Genomic DNA, 23,738 nt, shown 5'->3' on the forward strand with positions numbered 1-23,738 from the left:
TTTCACTACAAATATAAGTCTATCCAGTTTTTCTCTTACCTGGATTCCGTGCATTTTTTCTTCCTTCTGGACTTCGACCTCACCTACAATGCACAAATTTGCTCACCGCTTAATATTGTATAGCCGGTACGCTGTAAAGACTCGATGGCCTTATCCATATCATCAAAACGGAAAATAAGTACTGCATTTTCTCCAGTTTTATTGACAAATGCATACATATACTCAACATTGAGTTTTTCTGCTTCTATGGTTTTCAGAACACCGGCAAGACCACCGGTCTTATCGGCCACTTCAACAGCAATAACATTGGTGATACCAACCGTAAAGCCATTGGATTTCAGAGTTTTTTTGGCCTTTTCAACGTTATCAACGATAAGACGGAGGATACCGAAATCAGCAGTATCGGCAACCGACAGGGCCCGAATGTTAATATTTTCTTCAGCCAGTCTAGCGGTGATCTCAGCCAGACGCCCCGATTTGTTCTCTAAAAATACTGCAATCTGTTCTACCCGCATTTTAAATCCTCCGGACTTATAGTTTTCTATTGTCGATTACCCGCTGCGCCTTTCCTTCACTGCGCTGGATAGTTCTGGGTTCCACCAGTTTTACCCGACAGGTAACACCCAGCATATCCTTGATATCCATCTGAATACGCTTGGTCAGATTTTCCAGAGCCTTAATTTCATCGGAAAAGATATCCTCGCTGACTTCGACCTCGACCGCCATGGTGTCCATATTGCCTTCACGATTCACTACAATCTGGTAGTGAGGCTCAACCCCCTCAGTTCCCATAAGGACGTGCTCAATCTGGGATGGGAAAACATTGACGCCGCGAATAATTAACATATCATCGGTCCGCCCGGTCACTTTTTCCATACGAACCAGAGTTCGTCCACAGGCACAGGTGTCATACATCAACCTGGATATGTCCTTGGTCCGGTAGCGGATAATAGGAAACGCTTCCTTGGTAAGGGTGGTAAATACCAGCTCACCCTTTTCACCGGGAGGCAGTACCTCTCCGGTATCGGGATCTATGATTTCAGGTAAAAAATGATCCTCAAAAACATGCATCCCCTTCTCGCCTTCAAGACACTGCATGGAAACGCCCGGCCCCATAACCTCGGAAAGACCATAGATATCAACGGCCTTGATGTTCAATTTGCGTTCAACCTCATCACGCATATTTTCGCTCCAGGGTTCCGCGCCAAAAACTCCGACACGAAGAGAGAGAGACCTTGGATCAACGTCAAGTGTTTCCATGGTCTCAGCAAGATTGAGAGCATAGGAGGGAGTGGCAAGGAGAACACTCGATTTAAAATCCTTCATGATGGTGATCTGACGTTTTGTGTTTCCACCAGACACCGGGATAACAGTTGCCCCAAGGCGTTCAATTCCATAGTGAGCACCAAGACCACCGGTGAACAGTCCGTAACCGTAAGCATTATGGACCATATCCTTGGCAGTCACTCCCGCAAGAGTAAGTGCCCGGGCCATAAGGCCTGACCAGGTTTCAAGATCCTTTTTTGTGTAGCCGACAACCGTCGGCTTCCCGGTGGTTCCGGAGGATGCATGTACTCGAACAACCTGATCCATTGGCACGGTAAAGAGACCAAAGGGGTAATTATCTCGGAGATCTTCTTTGACAGTAAACGGAAGCTTTGCGAGATCAGCCAGGGATTGGATGTCTTCTGGTTTCACACCGGCAGCATCCATCTTTTCCCGGTATGGCGCAACGGTCTTATAAACCCGTGCCACCAGATGCTGAAGGCGTTTCAGCTGAATAGACTCCAGGCCGACGCGCGGCAGGGTCTCCATCTCCTCTTCCCAATATAGTGTCATGACCAACTCTCTCCAGTAGAATTTTTACTCAGGCAGTAATTTTTCTGCCTGCAGCAAATGCTTTCATATTTACTTCACGAAACCTTTCAGGAATCCTGGTGTTAATGATGTTTTCATAGACCTCAACACCCATGGGCAAGAAGGCGGACATGGCTCCAACCATGACAATATTAGCCGCCTTAACTTCGCCAGCATCACGTGCGATATCGAAGGCATCGACACTTACCACCTGAATTCCCAGTGAACTGACAGCATCGAGCACATTCGCAGGATACGGTACCTGTCCCATGGCCACACTCGGCGGTTTAATCTGTTGGGTATTGACAATCACTTTACTCTCCTGGTGGAGGTAGGGAAGATACCGTGCAGCCTCCATCATCTCAAAAGAGATCAGGATATCAGCCTTGCCGGGTTCAATAAGCGGTGAGTACACCTTATCCCCGTAACGCAACTGGGCGGTAACCGACCCGCCACGCTGGGCCATCCCGTGCACCTCACTCTTCTTGGCATCATACCCTGCGGCAAGCAGGGCATAGGCTGTCACCTCACTGGCAAGGAGAATTCCCTGTCCACCCACTCCGGAAAAAAGAATATTACCTGTTGCTGCCATTTATCTATTCTCCCTTCCTGTTGATTGCTTCAAATTTACATAGGGCTGCACACTGGCCACACCCGTTGCACTGTACTTCATTGATCACCGCAAAACCCTTCTGTTTTTCTTTATACCCTTTTGCCACTGCTTCCTGGGACGTAATATTTGTCCAACTGATGGCAGGACAACCAAGCTTCACACAGGCCATGCAGCCTGCGCAGTTTTCAGTCTTTGTTGAATAGGGATTATGTGGTGCATTTTTAATTTCAGGCAGCAACACACAGGGTGCCCTTGAGATAACCACTGCCATCTCATCAAGAGCCAATGCTGTCTGCAACGCCTTTTTACACTCGGCAATATCATGAGGATTAACCGTTTCCACATGCTTGACACCAACTGCCCTGCACAGGGCCTCAAGGTCGATGGCATTTGCCGCCTCACCTTTTATATTGCAGCCGGATGCCGGATTGTTCTGCTGACCGGTCATGGCGGTAATCCTGTTATCAAGGATCACAAGAACCGTTCGGGAGTCATTATAGACTGAGTTAATCAGACCATTTATTCCGGTATGGACAAAGGTAGAGTCACCGATCACGGAAACAAGCCTTCCCTTTCCTTCATCTCCCAAAGCCTTAGCCATTCCGTGGGCAATCGTTACCGACGCCCCCATACAGACACAGGAATCCATGGCTGAAAGCGGTGGCAGAAAACCCAGGGTGTAACAGCCGATATCACCTGACACAAAAATATCTTTCATCTTGGAGAGATTGTAGAATACTCCTCGATGAGGACAACCGGCACACATATTTGGTGGCCGCATGGGAAGCTCTGCCGGAGCAAACAGTACCGGGGCTGAATCCGGATCAATGGCGGTTCGCACGATGGAGGTATTAAGTTCTCCCTGGTTTGGAATAAGATCCTTACCGTGACACTCTACTCCCATGGCTTTAATGTGATGTTCAAGGAAGGGGTCAAGTTCTTCCACAACAAAAAGCTCATCCACGCTTGCGGCAAATGCTTTAATTTTCTTTTCGGGAAGCGGCCAGCTCATGCCAAGCTTCAAGACTGTAGCTTCCGGAAATGCCTCTTTCACGTAGAGGTACGCAACACCACCAGTAATAAAACCGCGTTTGGTATCACCAGGCTCCACCTTGTTAAAGGTATCACTTTCTGCAACTTCCGTGAGCTGTGCCATGCGCTCTTCAACAATTTTGCGACGATTACGGGCATTGCCGGGAAGCATAACAATTTTGGCAGGTGCCTTCTCAATTCCGCAGACTGCAGAGGATTTTCTCATATCCCCCTTACTGAGCACTCCCTTCACATGGGCCACACGGGTGGTTATACGAAACAGAACCGGAGTGTCAAACTTTTCAGACAGTTCAAAGGCATCTTTCAGTAGCTCTTTTGCTTCGGCCGGCTCGGATGGTTCCAGCATGGGGAGCTTGGCTGCATACGCGTAATTACGATTATCCTGTTCATTCTGAGATGAGTGCATCTCGGGATCATCGGCAGTAAGGACAACCAGACCACCGCGAACCCCAGTATATGAGACAGTAAACAACGGATCCGCAGCCACATTGACACCAACATGCTTCATGGTTGCAAAGGCTCTTGCCCCGGCAAAAGAGGCACCGATTGCGACCTCGAGACCAACTTTCTCGTTGGGGGCCCATTCGGTATACACACCTTCGTATTTGGAGAGATTCTCCATGATTTCGGTCGATGGCGTTCCGGGATAGCCGGAGGCGACTGTAACTCCTGCCTCATAAGCAGCCATGGCAATGGCTTCGTTCCCGGACATCCAGAGTGAATTGCTGTCTGTCACTTTCTCACCTGTTACTGTTTATAGTTTTTTGATCAATTGCCCTGTCCGATAGAATAATAGAAATAGCACCTAAGGTTTTCCACCTGCAGCAGACATAAAAAGTTCTTTGCAAAAGTATGACAAACTACCCTGAAAACCAGCCATCAGGCAAGTTTTTTTTCAATTTAAAAAGTTGTAATTTTAGTATCTTTTTTTTTGAACATTTACCTCTAACAAGCTGCATACGTGGGAAAGAGAAAACCCAACTGTTCGAAGTTTCAGGTATTTCGCATTCATTAAAGCAAATAAGTTTTTAACTAAGTTGTAAAAAAAATACTTGACGAATAGCAACTTCAGCGCTACCAATCGCCTAGAAAATTCGACTGAATCACCATTCAGCCTCTTCACATAGATCGTTTTTTTATAGAACCCACACACATCAAACTTCTACCACAAAGAGTCCACACCTATGTTTCTAGCAAAAATTTTTCCATTTATTCTCTGGTTTAAAGGGTACAAGGGGGCAACATTCAAACTTGACCTGGTTGCCGGTATTACGGTTGCCATGGTTTTGATCCCTCAATCAATGGCCTATGCACAACTTGCCGGTCTTCCGGCTTACTACGGTCTCTACGCAGCATTCCTGCCACCCATGATAGCTGCACTGTTTGGTTCCAGTCGTCAACTCGGTACCGGGCCTGTTGCCGTTGTATCACTGATGTCAGCAGCCTCTCTCGAGCCTCTGGCAACTGCAGGATCACCTGAATTTATCGCTTACTCAATCGTGCTTGCACTTGTTGTCGGTATCTTCCAGTTCTCCCTGGGTGTGCTTCGCCTGGGAATGGTGGTAAACTTTCTTTCCCATCCTGTTATCAATGGTTTCACCAATGCCGCTGCCATCATTATCGCATCATCTCAGTTTTCCAAATTCTTCGGCGTATACGTTGATAAAGCCCCTCATCATTATGAAACAATGATGCGAGTGGCAAATGCCGCTATGGATTATACTCATATGCCGACTTTGATTTATGCGGTCTCTGCGGTAGCCATCATGGCCACCTTGAAAAAATATGCCCCCAAGGTTCCAAATGTTCTGGTAGCAGTCCTTATCACCACCGTAATTTCCTACTTCACAGGATTTAACAATGATGCCGCAGTTGACATCTCTGCCGTTCAACTACCCGGATTTAGCGAAAAAGTACATGAATTCAACCAGGCAACAGAACTCATCGAGACACGCGGCGGCGAACGTGCTGCTCTTGGTAAAGCGGCTGATGAGCTACGTAACGCAGAAACTGGACCCCACGGTGGCAAACCCATCGAACTGATCAAAATGGAAAGCGAAATAGCAATTCTCACTAACCATATGGATCATGCGAAAGAAGAGGCCCACCTTCTCCGTAAGGATCTCAGACATCTAAAATTTGAAGCGGTAGTCGATGGTGACAATTACACCTTCTACCCAAAAGGAAACATTCCAGGTGGCATAGAAACGGATGGAAAAACCTGGCGTCTGAAAATAGGCAATAAAGCGCTGAGTACTGATCAATTAACCATGATGGGTGGTGGTGCCATTGTCGGTACAGTTCCCAAGGGACTGCCAACAATTGCAATCCCGGAACTCACTGTGAAAAGCTTTTTGAAACTGCTTCCCACGGCAATCATTATTTCTCTGCTCGGATTTATGGAAGCCATTGCCATTGCTAAAGCCATGGCTGCAAAAACCGGCCAGAAGATTGATGCCAACCAGGAGTTAATCGGTCAGGGCCTTGCCAATATCTGTGGTTCTTTTGGATCCAGCTACGCGGTTTCCGGTTCATTCTCCCGTTCCGCTGTTAACCTTGCAGCTGGTGCCGTTACGGGTATCTCTTCCGTGGTCACCTCGGTCATGGTGGTCATCACCCTGCTCTTCTTCACCCCCCTGCTCTACCATCTCCCCCAGGCAACGCTTGCTGCAGTCATTATGATGGCAGTTATCGGGCTTGTGAACGTCAAAGGATTTGTCCATGCATGGCACGCTCAAAAATATGATGGAATTATTTCGGTTTTAAGTTTTCTGGTTACCCTCTACTTTGCTCCACATCTGGATAAGGGTATCATGGTTGGCTTTGTCCTCTCCATGGGCGTCTTCCTCTACAAATCGATGCGTCCGGTTGTGGCCGAGCTCTCCATGCATGAGGATAAAGTCATGAAAAGTGCTGAACATTATCGCCTCAAAGGCTGTCGCCATATTTCGGTTGTCCGCTTTGACGGATCTTTGTTCTTTGCCAATGCCAGCTATCTCGATGAACAGGTTGCCTACTTTAGAACCACACATCCGGATCTGCGTTATATCCTCCTTGACGCCAAAGGAATCAATGATATGGACGCCTCCGGTGAAGAAGCTCTGGCCATGATTGTTGAGCGCCTCCGTGCGGCAAAACTCGGCTTTGCAATGTCCGGAGTCAAAGGACAAGTCATGGCTGTCATGGAAAGGACTCACCTTCTTGACAAGATCGGAATGGAAAACATGTACCCTGACACTGAATCGGCCGTTGCTGATATTATCACCAAGGTCCATACAGACACTGATCTTCCTGAAGCAGGCTGTAATAACTGTCCTTTAACAAAGTATATTCCTGCATAGCAGGATTTTAAAACATAAAAAGGCCGTAATCCTATTTGGGATTGCGGCCTTTTTACGTTTACACCTGAGGGTATTTCAAATTCACCAGAAGACTACTCAGATAACACCCAGTTCCACTCTGTTTCTTCCATTCTGCTTTGCCATATAAAGCGCCTGATCACTACACTCTATTATCGCCACACGGCTCAATTCCTTTCGAGTCATATCTGTAGCCGCCAGACCAATACTTACTGTAACAGAAACACGCTTTCCATTATGCTCAATTTTCTTTTGCTCAACCCCTCTCCTCAAGCGTTGCGCCAGCACCTTTGCCCCCTTACTCCCTGTTTCAGGTAGAATAACAGCAAATTCCTCACCACCATAACGGGCAACAACGTCACAACTGCGCACCAGATGGGTCAAAACGTTAGCAATCTCCTTAAGGATTTCATCGCCCACGGGATGTCCATAGGTATCATTAACCTTTTTAAAAAAATCAATATCCAGAAGAAGCAGTGAAACTGGATGTTTATAGCGAACAGCCCTTCCCAGTTCCGTTTCCAGAACATTCTGAAAGTACCTGTGATTATAAAGACCGGTCAGACCATCCCTGTAGACGAGTTCCCGCAGACTGTTGTTTGCCTGCTGCAGCTCCATAGCAAGCTGTTCTGCACTCCGCCTCGCCAGTTTCAGCTCCAGAACAACCTGTTCATAGGATAAATTCAGGGCACCCAGTTCTTCATTTGCTTCCTGCATGATCTGGGAAAAGGGCTTGATGTCCTTGGGATCCATTGCAAACAAGTCCAGGATCTCACGAGACCTCTCCCCTATGGTATCGATTAATTCGTCAACCCTGCCTCCGGAGACATGCCATTTATCTGCAAGTCCAGAATGCACCTCAATGGACTTCATGTTGCTGTGTACACTGTGATACATAGCCGAAATCTTGTCCGAGAAATCGAGAAGCATTGCTGAACCCTGAAAATCTTTTCCTGCTTTCGCCGTCATATGATGCCAACGAATGGGCTCACTGATGCATTCAGGTAAATTCCAGGAGCTGAGCAGATAATGCCCAACTTCGGCATGGTCGCAGCCAAACTGTTCTTTCTCGGCGACACTGAGTTTCTCGCCACTGACACGCTTTTGGTCAAGAATGGCCCTGTAGTCATTCGGATGAGACAGAAAAAGAATCAAAATACCGATATCCTGCAGCAATCCGGTGACAAACAGATCCTGACCTTTGTGCCCGACAGCGCTTCCAAGAACATCCGCAGCCACCGCCGCGGTTATTGCCCGTCGCCAGAAATAATCAAGATTAAAGCTTCCCTGGGGGGCATTTTGGAACTCCTGGACAATGACGAAGGAGAGTGCGATATTCTTCAAGGCATCAGTACCAATCAATGCTGTGGCCTGAGCAAGAGAGTCAACCGGTTGACTGAGCCCATACAGAGAAGAATTGGCAAGTTTAAGAATACGAACACTGAGAGACGGATCGGTACTGATAATCCTGGCCAGGTCATCGAAGGAGTTCTCTTCCTGGCGAACGGCCTCTAGAATTTTTAAGGCTATCGTCGGTGGCGAGGGTAGTCTTACTTTTTCGTCAAAAAAATCCTGAACAGTCGTCATTCAAAACTCCAGATCAAATTGATTTATATCTCTTTTCACCATATACGCATCCCTGCCACCTACCCTACCTGCTGCTATTTTCGAGGTCAAACAAAAAGAAGGGAACAGCAAACAGGGGAACACATGAAACATTACTCTGCAAGCCTCTCCATATTTTCCTGTGCCGCCTCCCACTTCCCATACCAGCGCTCAAGCCTGCGCCCACACTCGTCATAGTCAGCTGAAGTTGCCACCCATGCCTTTTGATCCTGATAGAGTTCAGGATCAGCCATCCGGGCTTCAAGGGCTGTTTTTTCAGCTTCCAGTTTCTCCACCATTTTCTCTGCCTCTTCAGCCTGTTTTTTCCAGGGACCCATTTTTTTATTCTCTTCCCGACGCTTTCTGGCATCCAGCTGACGCTGTTCCTTTTTAGAAAGCTGTGTTCCTGAGACTTCTGTTTCGATAACTGGTGCTGCCTCATCGGCTGGTTGCTGTTTGTCCTCACCCCCCGCACTATCCGCCTCAATTTTCTGCAGATAATCACTGATATTGCCTTCATATACGTTCAGCTGACCATCTTTAACCTCAACCACCTTATTCACAAAACTGTCGAGGAAATAACGGTTATGGGAAACCACCAGAATAAAGCCGTCATACTGAGACATTGCCTCCTGCAGAACCTCCTGGGAGCTGATATCCAGATGGTTCGTCGGTTCATCGAGGAGCATACAGTTCGCAGGAGAAGCTATCATCTTAGCCAGCGCCAGACGACTTTTTTCGCCACCTGAAAGAACGGAAACCTTCTTATCCACCTCTTCACCCCGGAACAGGAAGGTTCCCAGCAGAGAGCGTATCCGGGTGATAGTCATATCCTTCACAGAGAGCGAAAGTGTTTCAAGGGCTGTAAGTGTTGGACTGAGTTCCTGAGCCTGATGCTGTCCGAAATAGGATAGCTGTACATTGTGACCAAGTTTCACAACTCCTGAATCGGCATTTATGGCTCCAGCGATAATCTTCACCAGGGTGGATTTCCCAGCACCGTTCACGCCAACCACAGCAACCTTGTCACCACGCTGGAATTGGAAACTGATGTTTTTAAAAACCTCTTTGCCATCAAAACTCTTACACAGATTCTCCACCGTGAGCACATCCCTGCCCGAGTCAGGTGCAGGAGGAAAACTGAAACGAATCTGCCGGTCTTCCTCACCAATCTCAAGAAGAACCATTTTCTCAAGTTGTTTCACCCGGCTCTGTACCTGTTTGGCCTTAGTGGATTTAGCACGGAAGCGCTGAATAAACTGCATACTCTGTTTAATCTGCGCCTGCTGGTTATCGTAAGCCGCCTTCTCAATAGTCTTCCGCTCCACCTTCTCCTTCTCATAATAAGAGTAGTTGCCCTTGTAGACCGAGAGTTTCCCAAGGCTCAACTCCCAGGTAGTGGTTGTCACCTTGTCAAGAAAGGCTCTATCATGGGAAATAATGACCATGGCACCGTTATAGGAGCGGAGAAATTCCTCAACCCAGGTAAGAGAGGTCAGATCCAGATGGTTGGTTGGTTCGTCGAGCAGCAGCAGAGAGGGAGCAGCAAGCAGCATTTTGGCAAGCATCAGCCGCATGATCCAGCCACCTGAGAAGGATGATGCCGGTCTGTCCATATCATCCTGATGGAAACCGAGGCCCAGTAATATCTTTTCAATCCGCGCCCGCATGGTATAGATACCGCTGCCTTCAAGGCGATGCTGGATGTCCCCCTGACGCTCCAGCAGAATTGAGAATTCATCCGACTGAGGATCCACGCTGGCAAGATCTTCGTTAATGATGTCAGCCTCTTTTTGCAGTTCAATCAGTTCTGCAAAGGCACTCTCTGCCTCCTGATACAGGCTTCGTCCAGAAACAAGGGCACTGGATTCCTGGGGAAGATAGGCCACACTGAAATACTTTGAACGACTGAGAACACCGTCGTCGCACTCATTCACGCCAGCCATGATTTTCAAAAGCGTTGATTTACCGGCACCATTAACGCCCAGCAAGCCGATTCGTTTTCCGTCGGTTACCTGAATGGAAAGATCTTTAAAAAGATGTTTGTCTCCGTAACGGATGTCCAGATGATTAATTGATAACATAGTTCATTGTGCCCCGTTTCAAGGTTTTATCCGTTGTAATCTGCAATCGTGACTCAAGTCCCAACTGTTGCAATCGTTTTATATTTGCCCGTTTTGGACCGACAAATGCCGACATATCTCTGTCCGAAATTCGCAGGGAAAGCGTTTTTCCAGCAGGACAACCGGCAAGCAGTGGTCGCACACGCTTAAACCAGTGGCGTGCCGCCACAAATTCACCAAATGCCGGATGATAGGGACCGGCAATAAGTTCTTTTTCCAGGCTTTCCGATGCCTGCAGTCCCATTCGCATGATCTGGATTCCAGCATTGCCAAGGCGCTCTTTTGCTATACAGCAAAGAGCGATCGCCCGTTCCATGCTGAGCGGTCGGTACCTTCCCCTTTGATATTCCCCAGCCAACCCGGAACCACCAATAACCAAGGTTGGATAGAGACGCACAAAATCAGGATTACAGCTGATAACACGATGCAGGCCTACAAGAAACGACAGAGTGCTTTCACCCGGCAAACCCGGCATAAGTTGAACACCAAGAGTAAGTCCCTTCTCCTGCAAGATTGCCATTGCCCGCAGGGAATCGTCACTCGTATGCCCCCGACGGGCCGCCTCAAGGACGCGGTCATCAAGGGACTGTACCCCGAGTTCCACTGTTTTTACCCCAAACTTCAGCAAAAAATCACAGATCTTTTCATCTATGCAGTCTGGACGGGTAGAAAGACGGATAAACTGCACCGATCCCTTCTCCAGAAAGGGACGCACCGCAGCCAACAACACCTCCTGACGTTCTTTGGCAAGACAGGTGAAGGAGCCACCATAAAAGGCTACCTGCACTTCAGCGTGCTTCCTGGAAAAACCAAGCCATTCGTTTATGGTATCTCGGATATACCTGGCATCATCGACCTTTGACGACAGTTTTCCGCTAATGGAGACCTGGTTGCAGAACAGACAGTGCTGCGGACACCCCTGGTGGGGAATAAATATTGGAATAACGAGGGACATGGCAGGTTCAGGAGGAAAATTTCCCAATCACATCATCAAGACTGTCAAGAGTTGTCGCCGCTGCCCGCTGCTCCGCCTCCTTTTTGGAACTCCCGGTTCCACTACCGAGTGCTTCTTCTCTGAAGAGAACGGAGACGGTAAAGATCTTCTGATGTGAGGGCCCCTCTTCCTCATCTATTCGATAGGATGGAGCCTCATTAAACTTTTCCTGCAGTGCCTCCTGCAGCCGACTTTTGGCATCTGCCATCAACAATTCTTCTTTTTTTCCTGCCATATCAGGAACAAAAAATTTATTAACAATCACCGCCACCGTCGGATAATCGCTGTCCTCGAGAATCGCCCCGATAACCGCTTCGTAGGCACAGGAGAGGATAGAAGACTTATTACGCCCGTTGGATGCGTCCTCTCCCTTGCCAAGGCAGAGAAAGTCACCAAGTTTGAGATTTCTTGCCATGGTCGCCAGGTGAGTCTCATTGACGAGCGATGACCTGAGGCGGGTAAGTTCTCCTTCACGCATCTCGGGAAAGCGTTTACAGAGGGTGTGCCCAATGACAAGATCAAGCACAGCATCACCTAAAAACTCTAGAATCTCATTATTTTTATCAATCTGCGCCTGTTCAAAAGCAAAGGAGGAATGAATCAATGCTTTTTGCAACAGGCGCAGGTCGGTAAAACGGTATCCAAGGCACTGTTCCAGCACAGCCAGATCATCCTTGTTTCGTTGTACCAGTGTTTCAATATCCATGGCCATTTTCCTCTTGTTAAAAACATAAACTGTGGTATAAAGTGTTGCTCATGCCTACCTGGGCATATTCGGCGGCGTAGCCAAGCGGCTAAGGCACTGGTCTGCAAAACCATGATTCAGCGGTTCAAATCCGCTCGCCGCCTCCAGTAATTGTAAGGCGATATTCTGAATATTTCAGGATATCGCCTTTTTTTATTACGCCGTCAAATATCTGTATCCCAGATAAAACTACCCTGTATAGCACAAAACGACTGTTCCGGCACCCCTTTCCTTCTTCTGAAATTCCCCTCAAAAAAATACCACAAAGTTAGAGTTTGACAGCGCTAAAATTCTGCCTATACTTTTCCTGATAGGAAGATATTTTATATTTCTCCACCACTACGAAAAAGGAAAAATCGCTGATGTCTGAAAAAAACAATACGGTAAAAAAAGAAACCCTGATTTACGCCCTTTTAATAGGATTTGTTGCAGGTTTTGTTGGTGGTGCCATATTTGCCGTTTACAAGCTTAGCCCTTCCACCCCGATTGCTGCCCCCGCTCAGGCACAGGCTCCGGACAACGCCCAGCAGCTGGAAAAACAGACAGCAGAGGCCATAGCCAACTTTGAGGCTGAAGTTACGATAAATCCCAACAATACTGAAGCCTGGATCCAGCTTGGCCACCTCTATTATGACTCTAACAAAGTACAGCAGGCTATCAAGGCGTATACCAGGTCCCTTGAACTCCAACCCGGCAATGCGGATGTCTGGACTGATCTCGGGGTCATGTACAGAAGGAACAAACAGTCAGAAAAAGCCATTGAATCCTTCGACAAAGCCTTTTCGGTCAACCCCGGGCATGAACCTTCACGCCTCAACAAGGGTATTGTTCTGTTGTATGACTTTAATAATCCCGAAGGGGCCATTGCCGCCTGGGAAGAACTCCTCTCTATCAACCCACAGGCGAAGCTGAACAACGGCAAACCGTTGACTGAAGCTGTAGAGGATATCAGAAAAGAAATGAATACCGCCATTCCGGCAAACAAATAGGATGCTTTTTCTATAAACCTACTCTCACAATTCCCTTTGAAAAGGCCTCAATATGGCAAGCAACGACATTCACATTCCTGAACACTGTGAACACGAGACTCATACCACTGGTGCTCTCCACGACAAACTCCCACCAGTGGTGGAAACGCTGGTCGCTGCCTGGCAGACCGAGGACTGCTTTGATCATGTGGGGCCGGTTCCCATCCCCTCACACACCTCGATTATTAATATTATCTACCAGGTACGACAGATATTGTTTCCGGGCTATTTCACCAAGACCAAAATCCATGGCTCCAATCTGGAATATTATCTCGGCAAGGAGACCACGGAGCTCTACGAACGATTATCCAGGGAGATCATCATGGCCATCCGCCATGACTGCAGGCGTTCCAACCTCCCCTGTACCCATTGTGAAGAAAGAGGGCATCGCATGGCCCTCTCCTTTATTGAAAGCCTGCCAGGAATTTCAGCCCTGCTCTCCACCGATATTCGGGCAACACTTGCAGGAGACCCGGCAACAGCCAGTACGGATGAAGTTATCTTCTGTTACCCCGGCCTGCTTGCCACCTCCATCTTCAGAATGGCCCATGAGTTGTACCTCCTTGAAGTACCAATTATTCCCCGGATTATGACTGAACATGCCCACAGCCTCACGGGTATCGATATCCATCCGGGGGCAACCATTGGTCCCGGATTTTTCATTGACCATGGAACTGGCGTTGTTATTGGAGAGACAACTATCATTGGCTCAAATGTCAGGATCTATCAGGGCGTCACTCTGGGAGCTCTCTCGCTTCCAAAGGATGCAGGACGGGTGATGCGGGACGTTAAGCGCCATCCGACCATTGAAGATGACGTTATTATTTACGCCAACACCACTATCCTTGGCGGGGACACAACCATTGGCGCCAGAACAGTTATCGGTGGAAACATCTGGCTCACCGAATCCGTTCCTTCGGACACCAGAGTTATACTCAAACGACCAGAACTCCTCTATTCAGGAAGAAAGGGTGGAACATCATGAGCCTGTCACTGACCGATACCACAGGAAATACCCCACTTATATCACTGTCCAAAATCTCTGCTCACTGCTGTGCCCGTATTCTTGCAAAACAGGAATCCCGGAATCCCATGGGCAGCGTCAAGGATCGTATTGCACTTGCCATGATTGAAGCGGGGATACGGGGCGGGAAGATTACAGAAGGTACCACCGTCATCGAGGCAACTTCAGGAAATACCGGATTGGGGCTGGCCTTTGTCTGCGCAGAAAGAAATCTGCCATTGATTCTCACCATGCCGGAATCCATGTCGCTTGAACGAAGAGCTCTTCTCAAACATCTGGGAGCTCAGCTGGTTCTCACTCCTGCCGCAGAGGGAATGAAAGGGGCCATCGCAGCTGCAGAAGAACTTCATCGGAAAACCCGGAACAGTTTTATGGTCAGACAGTTTGAAAATCCTGCCAACCCAGCCATTCACAAAAAAACCACTGCTGAGGAAATATGGCAGGCGACGGATGGCATAATCGATATTTTCGTAGCGGGAGTCGGAACCGGTGGAACCATAACGGGAGTGCTCGAGGGATTAAAAGAAAAGAATCCAGAGATTATTGGAGTGGCAGTGGAACCTGCTGACTCCCCAGTACTTTCAGGAGGAAGCCCTGGCCCCCATAAGATCCAGGGGATCGGAGCCGGCTTTATCCCTGCAATCCTGAAAACTGAGCTAATTGACCAGATCATTACAGTTACAAACGACGATGCCCTGGAAACCGCCAGAAAGCTTGCAAAACAGGAGGGGCTGCTGGTCGGAATCTCCTCGGGTGCAGCCATGTGGGCAGCGCTGCAACTGGCAAGAGATGAAAGAAACAAGAGTAAAACAATAGTCACTGTTCTGCCGGATACAGGAGAGCGGTATTTAAGTACCGACCTGATGATAAAGTAAGCAGATGTTTCCCGAAAAAATGATGTGCTTCTCTATAAAAAACAAATCGTTTTTGGCCATCTTATTTCCATTGACTTTCCCTGCACCAGGACGTACATAGCACGTAAAGGAACATGAGTTGGCCGAAAAACCAACATAAAGGTAATATACTAAAATAATTGGAGAAAAAAAATGCACACACAGGCAGACATTATTAATTTCTGGAGCCACATTCCAGACCTTTCAGACTCGCTTACTGACGAAGATGAGGAACCTCCTGACGGTAGAATAAAAACCCTCGACGCAGACGCCTGTCTGCTCAAAATTCCCCCCCCAGCCACTCTTTTTTCTCTACCTTCAGAAGCATCATCAGTAAGTCCTTCTCAAAGAAACACATTTCGAAAAACCTTTTACCCAGGTGTTACAGCAAAACAGTGGAACAGCTGGCATTGGCAGGTTGCCAACCGTATCCGTCGTGGAGACCAGCTTGGGCGTTTTTTACAGCTTTCCAAAGACGAAGAACTGGCTGTCAATGGAACGGGAACTACTCTTCCGCTTTCCATTACTCCATATTACCTGAGTCTTCTTAACCCTACAGATCCAGAGCATCCACTCCGCCGTTCCGTTGTTCCCACAACAGGTGAATTAACCCAGGGACCCGGTGAGGCTGACGATCCTCTTGGAGAAGACAACCAGAGTCCTGTGCCGGGTCTTGTTCACCGCTATCCTGACCGTGTTCTTTTTCTGGTACATGATTTTTGCTCAACCTATTGCCGTTACTGTACGAGATCGCGTGTTGTCGGGCATGGTACCATAAATCCGACAACAGCCAGATTCGAACGAATGCTTGACTACATTCGTCGTACAAAAACGATCCGTGACGTCCTTATTTCAGGTGGCGACCCACTGTTGCTGTCCGATGATCGCCTTGAATGGCTGTTGAGCAGTCTGCGTAAAATCCCTCACGTAGAGGTTATTCGCATCGGAACCAAGGTTCCTGCAGTGCTTCCGCAGCGTATCACCCCCGCACTGGTGAAAATGCTTCGCCGCTATCATCCTCTCTATATGAGCCTGCATTTCATCCATCCAGACGAATGCACTCCGGAAACCACCAAAGCTTGTGCACGCCTTGCAGGGGCAGGGATTCCACTCGGTTCGCAGACCGTTCTCCTGCGCGGTATCAACGACACGGCGGAAACGATGAAGAGCTTAATGCACGGGGTGATGAAGATGCGGGTCCGTCCATACTATCTCTATCAGTGCGACCCCATCACCGGATCGGCTCATTTCAGGACATCGGTAAAGAAAGGACTGGATATCATCCAGGGATTAAGGGGTTTTACCAGTGGTTATGCCATTCCAACTTATGTCATTGATGCCCCTGGCGGAGGAGGAAAAATCCCCCTTCTACCGGATTCGGTTATAGGGAAAGAGGGCAGTGATCTCCTGCTGCGTAACTACGAAGAGAGATGCTTCCGTTATCCCGATGTTGTCTGACCGGAAAAATCAGTTACAGGCATCTCTGTCAAGTAACAGAGATATTTCCTATTCATATTTACGTTTCAAACGGGTTCAATACAGATGAAGATAGGATTGACTTTTGATTTACGCTCCGCTTACCTGGAGATGGGATTCTCTGAGCTTGAAACAGCAGAATTCGATCGTGACGACACTATTACAGCCATTGAAAATGCGCTGACCACACTGGGTCACAAATGTGAGCGAATCGGTCATGCCAGACAGCTTATGCAGGCCCTTACGGAGGGAAAACGCTGGGATCTGGTTTTTAATATCGCTGAAGGGATGTACGGCATAGGCCGTGAGGCCCAGATTCCGGCAATTTTGGATGTTTTCAATATTCCATATACTTTTTCGGATCCACTGGTCATGAGCCTGACTCTTCACAAGGGCATGACCAAACGGGTACTGCGGGATGCAAAAGTTGCCGTGAGTGATTTTCTGGTTGCTGAAAAGGGGTCTGAAGCTGCAGCAATATCCTTCGGAGGTCCATGGTTCATCAAACCAGTTGCCGAAGGAACGGGAAAGGGAATTGATCCCACCTCCATCGTCAGAGATAAAGCGGAGCTGCCGGGAGCCGTCGACCATTTGATAGAAAAGTTTAAGCAGCCTGTAATCATTGAACCCTACCTGCCCGGTCGGGAGTTCACCGTTGGTATAGTAGGAACGGGAAACGTGGCAAAAGTTCTGGGAACCATCGAGGTTGTCCTGCTACAGAACGCTGAGGAAGGTGTCTATTCCTATGTCAACAAGGAGGAATGCGAAGAACGGGTGGAGTATCGGCTGGTTCACGGCAGTAAGGATCCCGTTGTCAAGGAGGCTGAAAACACAGCCCTTGAGGCCTGGCGTGTCCTTGGCTGCAGGGACGGAGGACGCGCGGATCTGCGCTGCAATGCAAACGGAAAACCGCTGTTTATGGAGGTCAACCCTCTTGCCGGTATTCATCCGCAACATTCGGATCTTCCCATTCTCTGTACAATGCAAAACATTGATTACCTGAGTCTTGTGGAAATGATACTCACCTCAGCCTCCGCCAGGGTTACACTATGAACTTTGCCGTTGTTCATAATTCCCTGGAAGCAAGTGACAGGCCGGATGCGATGGATGTGCTGACGCAGGTGGAGGCAGTAAAAAAAGCACTGATCCAGCTTGGGCACCGGGTAAAGATTCTGGACTGTTCTCTGAATCTGGAGAAAATCAGTTGTGATCTCAAAGAGACGAAGACGGAACTGGTATTCAATCTGGTAGAATCCCTTGGAGGGCATGGTCGTCTGATTCATCTTTTCCCTGCACTGCTTGAGGTTTTACATCTTCCCTGTACAGGATCTTCAGCAGGAGCCATATCCCTAAGCTCCAACAAAACTGAGGCCAAGAATTTACTGCGCAGTGCTGGCCTTCCCACCCCTGACTGGGCAGAACTTTTATCAAGTGGTGAAAAAAAAATTAGCGGCAGCATTACGATGGATGCCACCTGGATCATAAAATCCCTATGGGAACATGCCTCACTGGGAATGAATGCAGACTCTCTGGTGCAACCCTCCACGACAGATGAACTTTTCTCGCTCATGAATACCAAAAAGGACAGTCTGGGTGGTGCCTGCTTTGCCGAGCACTTTATTGACGGCCGGGAATTCAATATCTCCATTCTTGCCGGAGAAAATGGCCCGGAAGTACTGCCTCCTGCCGAGATCCTCTTTGACAATTTCACCTCGGAGATGGCCAGGATTGTTGACTATAAGGCCAAGTGGGACGAATCATCCTTTGCCTACCAGCACACTCCGCGCAGCTTTGATTTCAGCTCTAAAGACAGAGTGATCCTTGAAAATCTAAAGGAGATCTCCCGGCAATGCTGGTTTCTTTTCAGGCTGAACGGCTATGCCCGGGTCGACTTCCGGGTCGACCCTGAAGGTAAACCCTGGATACTTGAGGTAAATGCCAACCCATGTCTCTCACCGGATGCGGGGTTTTCCGCAGCACTGGCACGGGCCGGAATATCCTTCAGTGAAGCAATCCACCGAATTGTAGCAGATGTCCCTGTGACAGTTTGAAAGGAGTAATATAAATGTTACGCGTACGCCGCATCTACGATGATGCACTGCCAGTCAACAAAGAGGAACTGCGTCAGGTAAAGGAAATCCTGCGTTCCAGATTCAGTGTTACCGATGAAAAGGAGATTGAATCCATAGGAGAAAAACTGCGAAATCCTTTCAAACAGCGATTCCGTACCATTCTCTTTGTGGCCGAAAGTGTGAAGGAGCGTGTGGATGGTTTTGCAATCCTGCTCCATGAACCCTTACTCTCGTTCACCTATCTTGACTGGATTGCCATAACGGCCAAGCGTGCAAGCTCGGGTATTGGCAGTGTGCTCTACGAACGGGTACGGCAGGAATCTGCGGCCCTGAAGGTGAAAGGTCTTTTCTTTGAATGTTTACCGGATTCTGAAACCTTCTGTTCTGAACCGGAAATACTTCAGGAAAATAGTGCCAGACTCCGTTTTTATGAACAATACGGTGCCCGTCCCATCGTCAATACGGCCTACGAAACCCCCATCAACCCGGATGACAGTTGTGCCCCGTTCCTGGTTTATGACGGTCTCGAGAACAAAAAACCACCCTCAAAGACCTTTGTCCGTAAGGCTGTGCGTGCTGTACTGGAACGAAAATACAGTGATATATGCTCGCCCGAGTATGTGGATACCGTTGTTTCCTCATTCAATGATGACCCGGTGCAACTTCGTCCATTTCTCTATGTGAAACCCGAAGTTGCCAGCAACACAGTGGAAAGCAGAAGTACAGAACAGATTGCTGTAGTGGTGAATGACCGTCACGACATTCACCACATCAATGACAAGGGATACGTGGAGTCTCCGGTACGTGTCCGGTCAATCCTCAAGGAACTGGACAAAAGTGGATTATTTGTCCAGATAAAACCACGCCACTATGCCAACCATCATCTCCATCCGGTACACACTTCGGATCTGGTTGGATATCTGAAAAATGCCTGTGCAGACATGCCGGAGGGCAAGTCCCTCTATCCTTACATCTTCCCCATCCGCAATAAGATGCGACCGCCAAAGGAAAAATCTGTACTTGCCGGATATTACTGTATCGACACGTTCACGCCCATTAACAGAAATGCCTATCCCGCTGCCCGTCGAGCGGTTGACTGTGCCCTGACTGCAGCAGATGAAGTGCTTAATGGACGAAGAATAGCCTACGCTCTGGTCAGACCTCCAGGCCATCACGCTGAAAGTGGCGCTTTTGGAGGATTCTGCTATTTCAACAACAGTGCAGTCGCCGCCCACTACCTGAGCGGATATGGCAGAACCGTAGTGCTTGACATCGACTATCATCACGGCAACGGTACCCAGGAGATTTTTTACCGCCGCGATGATGTTCTGACCATCTCCATCCACGGTCATCCAAGCTTCGCCTATCCCTATTTCAGTGGATTTGAAGAAGAAAAAGGTGAAGGCGAAGGCGAGGGTTTCAATCTCAACATCCCCCTTCCTGAATCGGTGGATGGGGTAAAATATCGCAGGGCGTTGCAGAAAGTTCTGGAAAGGGTCGAGGCTTTTAATCCAGCCTTTCTTGTCGTGGCCTTAGGCCTTGATCCTGCCAAAGGCGACCCGACAGGTACCTGGAGTCTGCTGGCAAAAGATTTTCAGGAAAACGGTAAAATGATAGGAGCTCTTGGGTTGCCGACCATCGTTATCCAGGAGGGCGGATACAAAACGCGAACCCTTGGTATCAACGCCATGCGGTTTTTCAAGGGTCTCAGCCTTGCCATTCAGCGATGGGCCGATTCACGCCATCCGGTGAAAAGCAAAATTCAAGGCATTGCCTACAGATACGAAGTCGAGGAGGCTGATCTGGAACGAGTAGCCAAACTTGCTTCCAGAACAGGCTTCTTCTCTGCGGAGGAAGTGGATGTAGCTGTGGAACTGGTGCAGGAGAGACTGGAAAAAGGAGACGCCAGTGGCTATAATTTCATCATAGCAGAACATTACGGTCGCCTTGTCTCCTACACCTGTTATGGCGCAATCCCCTGCACCCAGAGCGGACATGATCTCTACTGGATCGTTGTACATCCCGATTATCAGGGAAGAGGCGTTGGTAAAAGCATCCTCAAGGAAACCGAACATGCCATCAGAAGTGGCGGCGGCGAGCGGATATACGCAGACACATCCCAACGACTGCAGTACGCCAGCACACGTGCCTTTTACGAAAACAACGGTTACCTCCAGGTGAGCCTGTTACCCGACTTCTATGGTCCCGATGATGGCAAGGTAGTCTACTGCAAAAATCTGCTGAAACAATAGGCGAAGGGGATATGGTTGTCCCCAGGCTACCATACCTCCTGACCATATAATTATTGCCAGTGTTTTTTGAATCAGGTAGGGTCATGTCAGGTAAACATGTATTTTCATGGAGTTTCAATCCGTTGTAAGGATACCTGTACTCAATCCTTCTTCAACTCTCAACACGAGGAAAAGTCTGATGGAAACATTCAGGACATATGACCCTGAGGATTATTACGACGAATTAATCGACGACACCGGCAAACCCCGGCCTGGGGTTCAGTTACTGGTGGATAAGATTGAATCACTACCCGAAGGTGACCTGGCCATGCGCCAGAGAGAAGCGGAGGCCCTGCTCCTCAAAATGGGCATCACCTTCAATGTCTACGGCCGCGATGAGGGCACGGAAAAGATATTTCCCTTTGATATTATTCCCCGCATTGTTTCCGGCAGCGACTGGCAGCAGATAGAGAACGGCCTGAAACAGCGGATCTTTGCCCTGAATGAATTCCTCCAGGACATTTACAACGGCAAAAAGATCCTGAAGGATAAAATAATCCCTGAAGATCTTATACTCAGCAGCCGCACCTATCGCAAAGAATGTGAGGGCTTCACCCCTCCCCGCGGCATATGGTGCCATGTAACGGGTACGGATCTGGTACGAGGCCGCAACGGAGAATTCTACGTACTGGAAGACAATCTCCGCTGCCCCTCGGGCGTCTCCTATGTCCTTGAAAACCGCCAGGTACTAAAACGGACATTCCCCCAGGTGTTTGAAGCCTCTCATGTGCGACCGGTGGACGACTATCCCACCAAACTCCTCGATATGCTTGAGTACCTGGCTCCAGACCACGTGCAATCACCCACCATTGGTGTTCTGACTCCCGGCATCTATAACAGCGCCTATTTCGAGCACTCTTTTCTCTCCCAGCAGATGGGAATAGAACTAGTGGAAGGCCGGGATCTTGTTGTCTCAGATGGATTTGTCCATATGTTGACCACCAAAGGCCTCAAACGTGTTGATGTCCTTTATCGTCGCATCGATGATGATTTCATCGACCCGGATGTCTTTCGTCCCGATTCCATGCTTGGTGTCAAGGGGCTCATTGAAGTCTATAAAGCTGGTCGTATCGCCATGGCCAATGCACCCGGAACTGGTATTGCCGACGACAAGGTGATTTACGCCTTCGTCCCCGAGATCATCAAGTATTACACAGGTGAGGATCCGATCCTGGCCAGTGTGCCCACCTATATCTGCGGCAACGATAAAGACCGCTCCTATGTTCTGGAACACCTCGATGAGCTGGTGGTCAAGGCCGCCAACGAGTCCGGTGGCTACGGCATGCTGGTTGGCCCCCATTCAACCAGGGCAGAGCAGGCTGAGTTCGCCAAAAAAATAGTGGCCGAACCCCGTAACTACATGGCCCAACCCACCATTTCACTCTCCCGGGTACCTACCATTGTTGGCGACCGCATCGAAGGTCGCCATGTTGATCTGCGCCCCTATGTGTTGTACGGAGAGGAAATTTATGTACAGCCCGGTGGCCTTACCCGGGTGGCTCTTACCAAAGGGTCTCTGGTTGTCAACTCCTCCCAGGGTGGTGGAAGCAAAGACACCTGGGTACTGTAGACGATTTATATAGAGGAGAAATAAAGATGCTTAGCCGTGTAGCCAACTCAATTTACTGGATGTGTCGATATATCGAACGGGCGGAAAATGTAGCCCGCTTTATCAGTGTCAACCTCAACCTGTTACTCGATATGCCCTCAGAAAAGGGCAAACACTGGGAACCGCTGGTACTGACAACAGGTGATCAGGAACTGTTCGAAAAAAAGTATCAGAACTATACCAAAGAGGCGGTAATCGAATTCCTTGCCTTTGACCGGAGTTACCCCAATTCCATTATCAGCTCCCTTGCGGGAGCAAGGGAAAACGGTCGGTCCATCCGTGAAATCATCTCTTCTGAAATGTGGGAACATTTAAACAATTTCTATCTGGAACTGACCGATGTAAAAAGCCAGACCATGGCTCTTGAGGATCCGCACCGCTTTTTCAAAATCATTCAGATGCGCAGTCACCTGTTCACCGGACTGCTGGACTCGACCATGAGCCATGGGGAAGCCTGGAACTTTGCCCGCATCGGTATGATGCTGGAACGGGCAGACAAAACCTCCAGAATCCTTGACGTCAAATACTTTATGCTGTTGCCGCACCCGGATCTGGTGAACAGTCCGATAGATAACATTCAGTGGACATCGGTGCTCAAATCTGCCAGTGCTTTTGAAATGTATCGTAAGGAACATCATCGGATAACCCCGCATAAGGTGGCAAGCTTCCTGATTTTTGACAGCCAGTTTCCTCGTTCCATCCGCCATTGTATTTCCAAGGCCGATATCTGTCTGCATAGGATTGCCGGCTCACCGGAGGGGTCCGCAAGCAATCTTGCCGAGAAAAAGCTGGGCCGTCTCAAAGCTGATCTTGAATACACTGACATTGATGAAGTGGTCAAATCTGGTATGCATGAGTACCTGGACGATCTGCAGAGTCGGATCAACCAGATTGATGAAGTCATCGGAACCACATTCTTCAATCTCAGGCCCCTGATCGATGTATCAACAAACGACCAGCAGCAGTCCACGACCACCAACAACTGAATGAAAAAGT

At 48.6% G+C, this 23,738-nt stretch carries 18 protein-coding genes and 1 tRNA gene; 11 read left to right on the plus strand and 8 right to left on the minus strand.

The genetic code is table 11. The features are described 5' to 3' along the window. Positions 1 to 83: 83 nt before the first annotated feature. Genes UWK_RS00475 through iorA form a run of 4 tightly spaced genes read right to left on the minus strand, consistent with a single transcriptional unit; the run spans position 84 to position 4,235 of the window. Positions 84 to 515, minus strand: coding sequence for an ACT domain-containing protein (locus UWK_RS00475; protein ID WP_015402380.1), 432 nt, complete (start codon positions 513 to 515; stop codon positions 84 to 86). 16 nt (positions 516 to 531) lie between these two features. Beyond that, positions 532 to 1,839, minus strand: a complete 1,308-nt coding sequence (paaK, locus tag UWK_RS00480) for a phenylacetate--CoA ligase PaaK (RefSeq protein WP_015402381.1) — start codon at positions 1,837 to 1,839, stop codon at positions 532 to 534. A gap of 28 nt (positions 1,840 to 1,867) precedes the next feature. Beyond that, positions 1,868 to 2,449, minus strand: a complete 582-nt coding sequence (locus UWK_RS00485; protein WP_015402382.1) for an indolepyruvate oxidoreductase subunit beta — start codon at positions 2,447 to 2,449, stop codon at positions 1,868 to 1,870. 4 nt (positions 2,450 to 2,453) lie between these two features. After that, entirely contained in the window at positions 2,454 to 4,235 is a 1,782-nt protein-coding gene (gene iorA, locus UWK_RS00490) for an indolepyruvate ferredoxin oxidoreductase subunit alpha (protein WP_041916492.1), read from the minus strand. A 472-nt stretch (positions 4,236 to 4,707) separates the two neighbouring features. Here iorA and UWK_RS00495 point away from each other — a divergent pair, with 472 nt between their 5' ends. Beyond that, positions 4,708 to 6,864, plus strand: coding sequence for a SulP family inorganic anion transporter (locus tag UWK_RS00495; protein WP_015402384.1), 2,157 nt, complete (start codon positions 4,708 to 4,710; stop codon positions 6,862 to 6,864). A gap of 96 nt (positions 6,865 to 6,960) precedes the next feature. Here the strand turns inward: UWK_RS00495 and UWK_RS17985 are convergent, their stop codons facing one another. The 4 genes from UWK_RS17985 to rnc form a co-directional block, all read right to left on the minus strand. Next, positions 6,961 to 8,469 (minus strand): sensor domain-containing diguanylate cyclase, encoded by a 1,509-nt coding sequence (locus UWK_RS17985; protein WP_015402385.1) that lies wholly within the window; start codon positions 8,467 to 8,469, stop codon positions 6,961 to 6,963. Between the two features lie 131 nt (positions 8,470 to 8,600). Next, positions 8,601 to 10,571 carry a ribosomal protection-like ABC-F family protein gene (gene abc-f / locus UWK_RS00505; RefSeq protein ID WP_015402386.1) on the minus strand — a complete coding sequence of 657 codons (1,971 nt, stop codon included), beginning with the start codon at positions 10,569 to 10,571 and terminating at the stop codon, positions 8,601 to 8,603. Next, on the minus strand, positions 10,558 to 11,592 hold the full coding sequence (locus UWK_RS00510; protein ID WP_052326940.1) for an elongator complex protein 3: 1,035 nt from the start codon (positions 11,590 to 11,592) through the stop codon (positions 10,558 to 10,560). Before UWK_RS00510 ends, abc-f begins: the two co-directional genes overlap by 14 nt. Further along, positions 11,573 to 12,310 carry a ribonuclease III gene (rnc, locus tag UWK_RS00515; RefSeq protein WP_015402388.1) on the minus strand — a complete coding sequence of 246 codons (738 nt, stop codon included), beginning with the start codon at positions 12,308 to 12,310 and terminating at the stop codon, positions 11,573 to 11,575. The genes UWK_RS00510 and rnc overlap by 20 nt, the downstream gene beginning before the upstream one ends. A 70-nt stretch (positions 12,311 to 12,380) precedes the next feature. Here rnc and UWK_RS00520 point away from each other — a divergent pair. The 10 genes from UWK_RS00520 (at position 12,381) to UWK_RS00565 (ending at position 23,728) form a co-directional block, all read left to right on the plus strand. Continuing rightward, positions 12,381 to 12,456: transfer RNA gene (locus tag UWK_RS00520), tRNA-Cys, on the plus strand. A 255-nt stretch (positions 12,457 to 12,711) separates the two neighbouring features. After that, positions 12,712 to 13,338 carry a tetratricopeptide repeat protein gene (locus UWK_RS00525; protein ID WP_015402389.1) on the plus strand — a complete coding sequence of 209 codons (627 nt, stop codon included), beginning with the start codon at positions 12,712 to 12,714 and terminating at the stop codon, positions 13,336 to 13,338. A gap of 52 nt (positions 13,339 to 13,390) precedes the next feature. Next, on the plus strand, positions 13,391 to 14,362 hold the full coding sequence (locus tag UWK_RS00530) for a serine O-acetyltransferase (RefSeq protein WP_015402390.1): 972 nt from the start codon (positions 13,391 to 13,393) through the stop codon (positions 14,360 to 14,362). Beyond that, the gene (cysK, locus tag UWK_RS00535; protein WP_015402391.1) at positions 14,359 to 15,276 is read left to right on the plus strand and encodes a cysteine synthase A; all 918 of its coding nucleotides are present in this window, start codon (positions 14,359 to 14,361) and stop codon (positions 15,274 to 15,276) included. The genes UWK_RS00530 and cysK overlap by 4 nt, the downstream gene beginning before the upstream one ends. Positions 15,277 to 15,447: 171 nt before the next feature. After that, positions 15,448 to 16,752, plus strand: coding sequence for a KamA family radical SAM protein (locus tag UWK_RS00540; protein ID WP_015402392.1), 1,305 nt, complete (start codon positions 15,448 to 15,450; stop codon positions 16,750 to 16,752). A gap of 84 nt (positions 16,753 to 16,836) precedes the next feature. Further along, positions 16,837 to 17,823 carry a D-alanine--D-alanine ligase family protein gene (locus UWK_RS00545; RefSeq protein ID WP_015402393.1) on the plus strand — a complete coding sequence of 329 codons (987 nt, stop codon included), beginning with the start codon at positions 16,837 to 16,839 and terminating at the stop codon, positions 17,821 to 17,823. After that, complete coding sequence (locus UWK_RS00550) at positions 17,820 to 18,821, plus strand: D-alanine--D-alanine ligase family protein (protein ID WP_015402394.1); 1,002 nt, start codon at positions 17,820 to 17,822, stop codon at positions 18,819 to 18,821. The genes UWK_RS00545 and UWK_RS00550 overlap by 4 nt, the downstream gene beginning before the upstream one ends. A gap of 14 nt (positions 18,822 to 18,835) precedes the next feature. Continuing rightward, entirely contained in the window at positions 18,836 to 21,094 is a 2,259-nt protein-coding gene (locus UWK_RS00555; protein WP_015402395.1) for a GNAT family N-acetyltransferase, read from the plus strand. Positions 21,095 to 21,272: 178 nt separating this feature from the next. Next, entirely contained in the window at positions 21,273 to 22,703 is a 1,431-nt protein-coding gene (locus UWK_RS00560) for a circularly permuted type 2 ATP-grasp protein (RefSeq protein WP_015402396.1), read from the plus strand. Positions 22,704 to 22,729: 26 nt separating this feature from the next. Further along, positions 22,730 to 23,728, plus strand: coding sequence for an alpha-E domain-containing protein (locus UWK_RS00565; protein ID WP_015402397.1), 999 nt, complete (start codon positions 22,730 to 22,732; stop codon positions 23,726 to 23,728). Positions 23,729 to 23,738 lie beyond the last annotated feature (10 nt).

Source organism: Desulfocapsa sulfexigens DSM 10523 (assembly GCF_000341395.1).
GTDB lineage: Bacteria > Desulfobacterota > Desulfobulbia > Desulfobulbales > Desulfocapsaceae > Desulfocapsa > Desulfocapsa sulfexigens.